The sequence below is a fragment of the Arthrobacter sp. UYEF20 genome, assembly GCF_040546335.1.
GTDB lineage: Bacteria > Actinomycetota > Actinomycetes > Actinomycetales > Micrococcaceae > Arthrobacter.
Map to the genome: position 1 here is coordinate 1 of NZ_JBEPNP010000057.1, position 5,510 is coordinate 5,510.

5 protein-coding genes are annotated in these 5,510 nt (G+C 62.8%); 3 read left to right on the forward strand and 2 right to left on the reverse strand.

Features of this window, described 5'->3' with window-relative positions:
• Positions 1 to 1,198: glycoside hydrolase family 32 protein (locus tag ABIB26_RS23555; protein ID WP_354248622.1), on the forward strand; the 1,198-nt coding region annotated here is incomplete at its 5' end.
• A gap of 154 nt (positions 1,199 to 1,352) precedes the next feature.
• The gene (locus ABIB26_RS23560; RefSeq protein ID WP_354248623.1) at positions 1,353 to 2,297 is read left to right on the forward strand and encodes a carbohydrate kinase family protein; all 945 of its coding nucleotides are present in this window, start codon (positions 1,353 to 1,355) and stop codon (positions 2,295 to 2,297) included.
• A 249-nt stretch (positions 2,298 to 2,546) separates the two neighbouring features.
• On the opposite strand, the gene ABIB26_RS23565 is transcribed toward ABIB26_RS23560, so the two are convergent.
• Positions 2,547 to 3,140 carry an IS30 family transposase gene (locus ABIB26_RS23565; protein WP_502913737.1) on the reverse strand — a complete coding sequence of 198 codons (594 nt, stop codon included), beginning with the start codon at positions 3,138 to 3,140 and terminating at the stop codon, positions 2,547 to 2,549.
• Positions 3,141 to 3,358: 218 nt separating this feature from the next.
• Positions 3,359 to 3,832 carry a winged helix-turn-helix transcriptional regulator gene (locus tag ABIB26_RS23570; RefSeq protein ID WP_354248624.1) on the reverse strand — a complete coding sequence of 158 codons (474 nt, stop codon included), beginning with the start codon at positions 3,830 to 3,832 and terminating at the stop codon, positions 3,359 to 3,361.
• A gap of 196 nt (positions 3,833 to 4,028) precedes the next feature.
• Here ABIB26_RS23570 and ABIB26_RS23575 point away from each other — a divergent pair, with 196 nt between their 5' ends.
• Entirely contained in the window at positions 4,029 to 4,892 is an 864-nt protein-coding gene (locus tag ABIB26_RS23575) for a hypothetical protein (RefSeq protein ID WP_354248625.1), read from the forward strand.
• The last annotated feature ends 618 nt before the right edge of the window (positions 4,893 to 5,510 follow it).

Below are 5,510 nucleotides of genomic sequence, written 5' to 3' on the forward strand. Positions count from 1 at the left end.
GCTGGTCGCTGTCTACACCAGCGCCTACAAGATGGCCTCCGCATACCACGGCATCCAGGCGCAGTCCCTGGCCTACAGCCTGGACGGCGGCTACATCTGGACCAAGCACCACGGCAATCCCGTATTGAACCGGGGGTCAGCGGACTTCCGCGATCCAAAGGTCTTCCGCTACGAGTCAGACGCCGGGAGCTACTGGGTCATGGTGGCCGTGGAAGCCCAGGATTTCGAAGTCGTCTTCTATAAGTCCCACGACCTCAGAAGCTGGGAGCTGCTGAGCAGCTTCGGCCCGGCGAACGCGACCGGCGGCGTGTGGGAGTGCCCGGACCTCTTCTCGCTGCCCGTCGACGGTGACCCGGAAAACATCAAATGGGTCCTCGTTGCGAACCTCAACCCAGGCGGACCCAACGGCGGGTCGGCCGGGCAGTATTTCGTCGGAGACTTCGACGGCACCACGTTCACCTCAACCACCACGGTCACCGAAGGCCGCCAGGATGCGGCGCGCCTGGGCGAGTACCAGTGGCTCGACTGGGGCCGGGACTACTACGCAGCCGTTTCCTTCAGCGACGTTCCCGACGGCCGGCGGCTCATGATCGGCTGGATGAACAACTGGCAATACGCCAACGAGATCCCCACCTCCCCGTGGCGCAGTCCCATGTCCCTGGTCCGCGAAGTGTCCCTGCAGAGCGTGGATGGGAGCTGGCAGCTGGCCCAGCAGGCCGCCGCGAATCTGACCTCACACGCTGAGCAGACCCCGTCCTTCAGCCTCGCGGCAGTCGAAATATCCGACGGCCAGCATGTCCTGGACGGTGCAGCCGGCGGCGTCCAACGCATCGAGCTCACCGTCACGCCTGGAACAGCCAAGGAATTCGGTCTTATTGTCCGCGGCGACGGGGCACACGGAACCCGCATCGGCATCCGGCCCACGGAAGGGCTCATCGTCGTTGACCGCAGGGAGTCCGGGCAGACTGACTTCCACGGATCCTTCGCCTCCATCGACACTGCCCCGATCCGGACGACAGACGGTTCCTACGAGCTCACCGTTTATGTGGACCGCTGCTCCGTCGAGGTTTTCGCCCAGGGAGGCCAAGTCACCCTGACCGAACTGATCTTCCCAGCCGCCACCAGCACCAACGTCTCGCTCTACGCCGTGGGAGGCACAGCAACCATAAAAAACCTGAATGTCACTCAATACCCGTAACGGTCCCGTCGTTGCGGGCAAGCGGCAGGTGCCGCCCGCAGACCTCACGGTCTCAAGGCCACAACAAAATCCCGCGGCATCGCCGCCGCCACAGCCTGAATGCCGCATCATGACCCGTGAGTCCGGCATTACACCACCTGAAGAAAGACAGCACATGCACCACCTCGAGGCCGCCATACCGGCCCGGCCGTTCCCGGACGTCATCGTTGTCGGCGAAGCCCTCATCGACATCGTCACCACGCCTGCGGGTACGCGCGAACGCCCGGGCGGTTCACCCGCCAACGTCGCTTATGGGCTTGGCCGGCTCGGCATCAACACCGGGCTGTTAACCGCAATTGGCGACGACGAACGCGGCGCCGCCATCGACAGGCACCTGCGCCGCGCCGGCGTGACGCTCCTGCCCGGCTCATACTCCCTTCGCAGAACAGCGTCAGCGACAGCAACGCTCGCCACGGATGGGTCCGCCAGCTACGACTTCGACATTTCCTGGGACCTTGCCCCGGTCGCTCCCGCCTACGTTCCGAAGATCCTTCACACCGGTTCGATTGCGTCTTTTCTCGCGCCGGGCGCCGACGCGGTCAAATCACTCCTGCAGCAATGCCGCCACGAATGCACGATCACCTATGACCCCAATATCAGGCCCGCCTTGCTCGGCAGCAACGCCGAGGCAAAGTCCATCTTCGAAGACCTGGTTCATCTGACGGACGTCGTCAAACTCAGCGATGAGGACGCACGGTGGCTCTACCCCCAGAAGGATTTGGATGCCACCGCCGCGCACCTCCTGGGGCTGGGCGCCGGTCTGGCAGTCATCACCAAAGGCTCACAGGGTTCACTGCTCGCCACAGCGGCGACACGGCTGAACATCCCATCAGTGACATCCGGGGTCGCCGACACGATAGGAGCCGGCGACGCCTACATGGCAGCCCTCATCCTGGGACTCCTCACCCGCGGGACCGATGGCCTCGCGCCCGCTGTCCTGGAGCAGCTGGGACGCACCGCCTCCATGGCCGCCGCCATCACCGTGCGGCGCCCGGGGGCAAATCCGCCGACCTTAGAGGAGCTCCGGACCCATCTTCTGGAACAGCAGCCAGCGTCTTAAACCGGCCAGCAAGACCCATCACAACGACAACGCATCGCGCGATGCCGTATACGAATCCCGCCGCGAACGCCGCAGAGCGACACATGGCGCCGGAAGATGAGTATCCATAAACCGCGGCGGCCGCCGTCCCGCGGCCCAGCTTGAGGGGAGATCCCACGGAATCGAAGCGTTAGACCCGCCCGAGAAAGCGCCCCCAGCGTTCCGCAAACGGACTCCCCATCCAACACTCCAGCTGTCCATATCTGGGGGTCAATTCGGGTTATCCACGGCTGAAATTGGGAGCCATCGGGGTAGCTCCCTGGCAGCCGTAGCGGTGGATAACTCATGAGGATTGTCCCCGGTTGTGGGCAGCGGAACCGTGCCTTCGGTGGCAGCGGAAACCGCCGTGTCCTGAAGCGCAGCCACCGCTTGGAGGGAAGCAAACCGAACGGTTGCACTGTCCCACCCGAGGACGGCACGCGGCCGCCCGTTGATCTCATCAGCGGCGAAACGGACTTCAGCTTGTTCTACCGCGCTGAGGTCCGCTCCCTTCCGGAAGTATTGGCGGAGCAAGCCGTTGGCGTTCTCGTTCGAAGCCCGCTGCCAGGCGCTGGCCGGATCACAGAAGTACACAAGCGTTCCAAGCCCTGCGGTCACTTCGGCGTGCTTAGCCATCTCCGAACCCCGGGCCCAGGTCGGTAATTCGGAGGTCCAGCGGGTTAGGAGGAAGAGCCTTGTCGGATCGGTTTCGTTGCGAGGACTTCGGTCCCCTCGTTGCCGGGGAACGCGGCGGTGTTGGGAAGGTGGCGGAGGACCTCGTCTATGTTTTCCGTCGCCGACTGAATGGCATCTCAAGCAGAGCAATGAGCATCATGTTGATTCCTGCTCATGAACATGTCCTGTCGCCGGCTGACATCGCCGGCGAGATGGACTGGGTCGCGTCGATCGAGGATCTTGCGCGTCCACCAGCACGGTGCGACGCTCCCGCTCCACACAGGGCCCCGCCTGTTCATTGGTTCCATGCGCGGGTCAAGCCGATTTGACGATGCCCTGGCCGAAACCGCCCATATTGGAAATGATGTTCATATGCAGGTCTCCTCCGGGCGGGGTATCGAGAGCTCCCCTGGCTTGACCGGTCTTCCGCAAGATTCACAGCGCACCTCGGCCACAAACACTTGGCCGCAGGCATCATGGACGAACTCGACCGTCGGAACGTCTTCGTCCCGGTATGTGTCGCCCCAGCGCTTCAGAACCAGGATGAGTTGGCCCAAATCCTTTCCTTTTTGGGTGAGTTCATAGCCGGCACCCCCGCCGTTTTCCGTCGACCGCGCTTGGACGATACCGGATTCCGTTAGCTTCTTCAAGCGTGAGGCAAGGATGTCCCTTGGGGCTCCCACGGCGCGCAATATTTCGGTGTACCGCGACGCGCCGAAAGCCAGCGCGCGAACGACGTGGAGCGACCACCGGTCGTTGATCGCGTCGAGCGCTACGGCGAGCGAATCTTTCTTTGGTTTGTTTTTCAAACCGTCAGCTGTAAGATCGTGGAAGTTTGACATTCAAACCATTCTAGTTGAGGAAGTCCAGATCATGTCATCTCCCGATCCAATGTGGGGCGGGAACGCAGCTCCCAGAACGCAGCACAAAGCGTGGATAGCCCTAGTCCTCACCGGGCTCATCATTGGCGCCGCCTTCATCGCCGTTTACGTCGGTATTCAGCGCAGCCCAGCGCCATTGCACCTACCGCTCGCCGTAGTGAGCGAACAACTCGCCACGGCAACTCAAAAGGGTCTGGGCGATGCCGTCACGGTGACCGAGGTCAAGTCGCTCAACGAAGGCACCCAGATGGTTCGTAATGGCGACGCGGTTGCCATGGTGGCCTTGACCTCGCCGACCACATTGCAGTTCGACTACGCCGGCGCGAAGGGCCTCAGCGAGAGCGGAGCGGCCCGCGCACTCGTTCAAGGTGTGGCGGACCACGCCGGGCTTACCCTGCAAGAGAAGGACCTCGTGCCGCTTGTGCAGTACGACAGCCGAGGGCTATCTGCCTTCTACGTCGTATTTGGCGCCACCCTGTCGTCATTCGTCCTGGCGCAAGGTCTCACAGGTGCCGCCGGCAAGATCAGGCTGCGCCACCGCCTGTATGCCATGGGCGGATTCGCTGTACTGATCGGCGTTGTCGCGGCAACGATCGCCGGTCCCATACTCGGAGCTCTAACCGCCCCGTGGCTACTGCTCGCGCTGACTCTCACGCTGCTCTCCGCGTCGGTCGCGTTCACGACCAAGGCGCTCGGTGCCTGGCTGGGAGCTGCAGGGATCGCTCTGGCAGTGCTCTCGCTGACCACTGTAGGCAACGCCGTGAGCGGGGCGACAATCGGCTACGACATTCTGCCCTCGTGGGGACAAGCGATCTCAGCCGTTCTTCCCCCCGGCGCAGCGTTCCGAGCGGTAAATGACTACGGCTACTTCAACGGGACCGCCGCATGGTCATCCCTTCTCGTCCTCGCCCTCTGGGCGGCCGCAGGCTTCGGCTTGGTGTTGCTCCGTTCGGCGGTCGGCGGGAAACGCACCAAAGCTGTCCAGTCGCAGCCGAACGCGGAAATCGCCGAAGCCGTCTAGCGCATCCGTCGGCGGTGAGCGCGACTTTGCCCACTCACCACCACGCGGCGTAAAACCACCCCTGTCCCAGGAAGACCTCATCGCTGGAAATGTCTTCTCTCATTGAAATTACCGGATCGATTTGGCTGCGTCGACGATGCCTTTGGTCACCTGCAAGGGCTTTGCGAGCATCGACATCGTGCCCGTCTGGGCCCCGGCTCTGGAGGGGGGACGGGACCGCAGACCAGCTGGTCCTCGTGCGGGGCGAAATGACCGAATTGGGGGGCGAGTAGGAACTGAACAGCGGATAGCGCTAAGCACGTTGTTGGTCTGGTCAGAGGGTTATGTATTCGCGGAGCTTTCCTCTTTGGTGGGGACGAGGCGCCCCAAGTCCGATGCCGATGGTTGGAAGTTGTTTGGTGATCTCGAACGGGGTTAGCGGTGCGGTGACAGGGCTATCGGCATATCCGCGGTCGTCGGTGTCCCATTGGGCTGGGTCGGGCTTGACGGCTCGGATCCGGGTGACGGTGCCGTCCGCGACGTATGCGGCCGTATGGTTTTGTGAGACAGCTTGTTAGGAGCCCTTCTTCACAATGACCGACCGTAAGATGTATAGCCAGAAGTACAAGGACGACGCCG

Bases quoted from the DNA above. Each gene is read 5' to 3' on its own strand.
- ABIB26_RS23560 (WP_354248623.1), top strand. From the start codon at position 1,353: ATGCACCACCTCGAGGCCGCCATACCGGCCCGGCCGTTCCCGGACGTC.
- ABIB26_RS23570 (WP_354248624.1), bottom strand. From the start codon at position 3,832: ATGTCAAACTTCCACGATCTTACAGCTGACGGTTTGAAAAACAAACCA.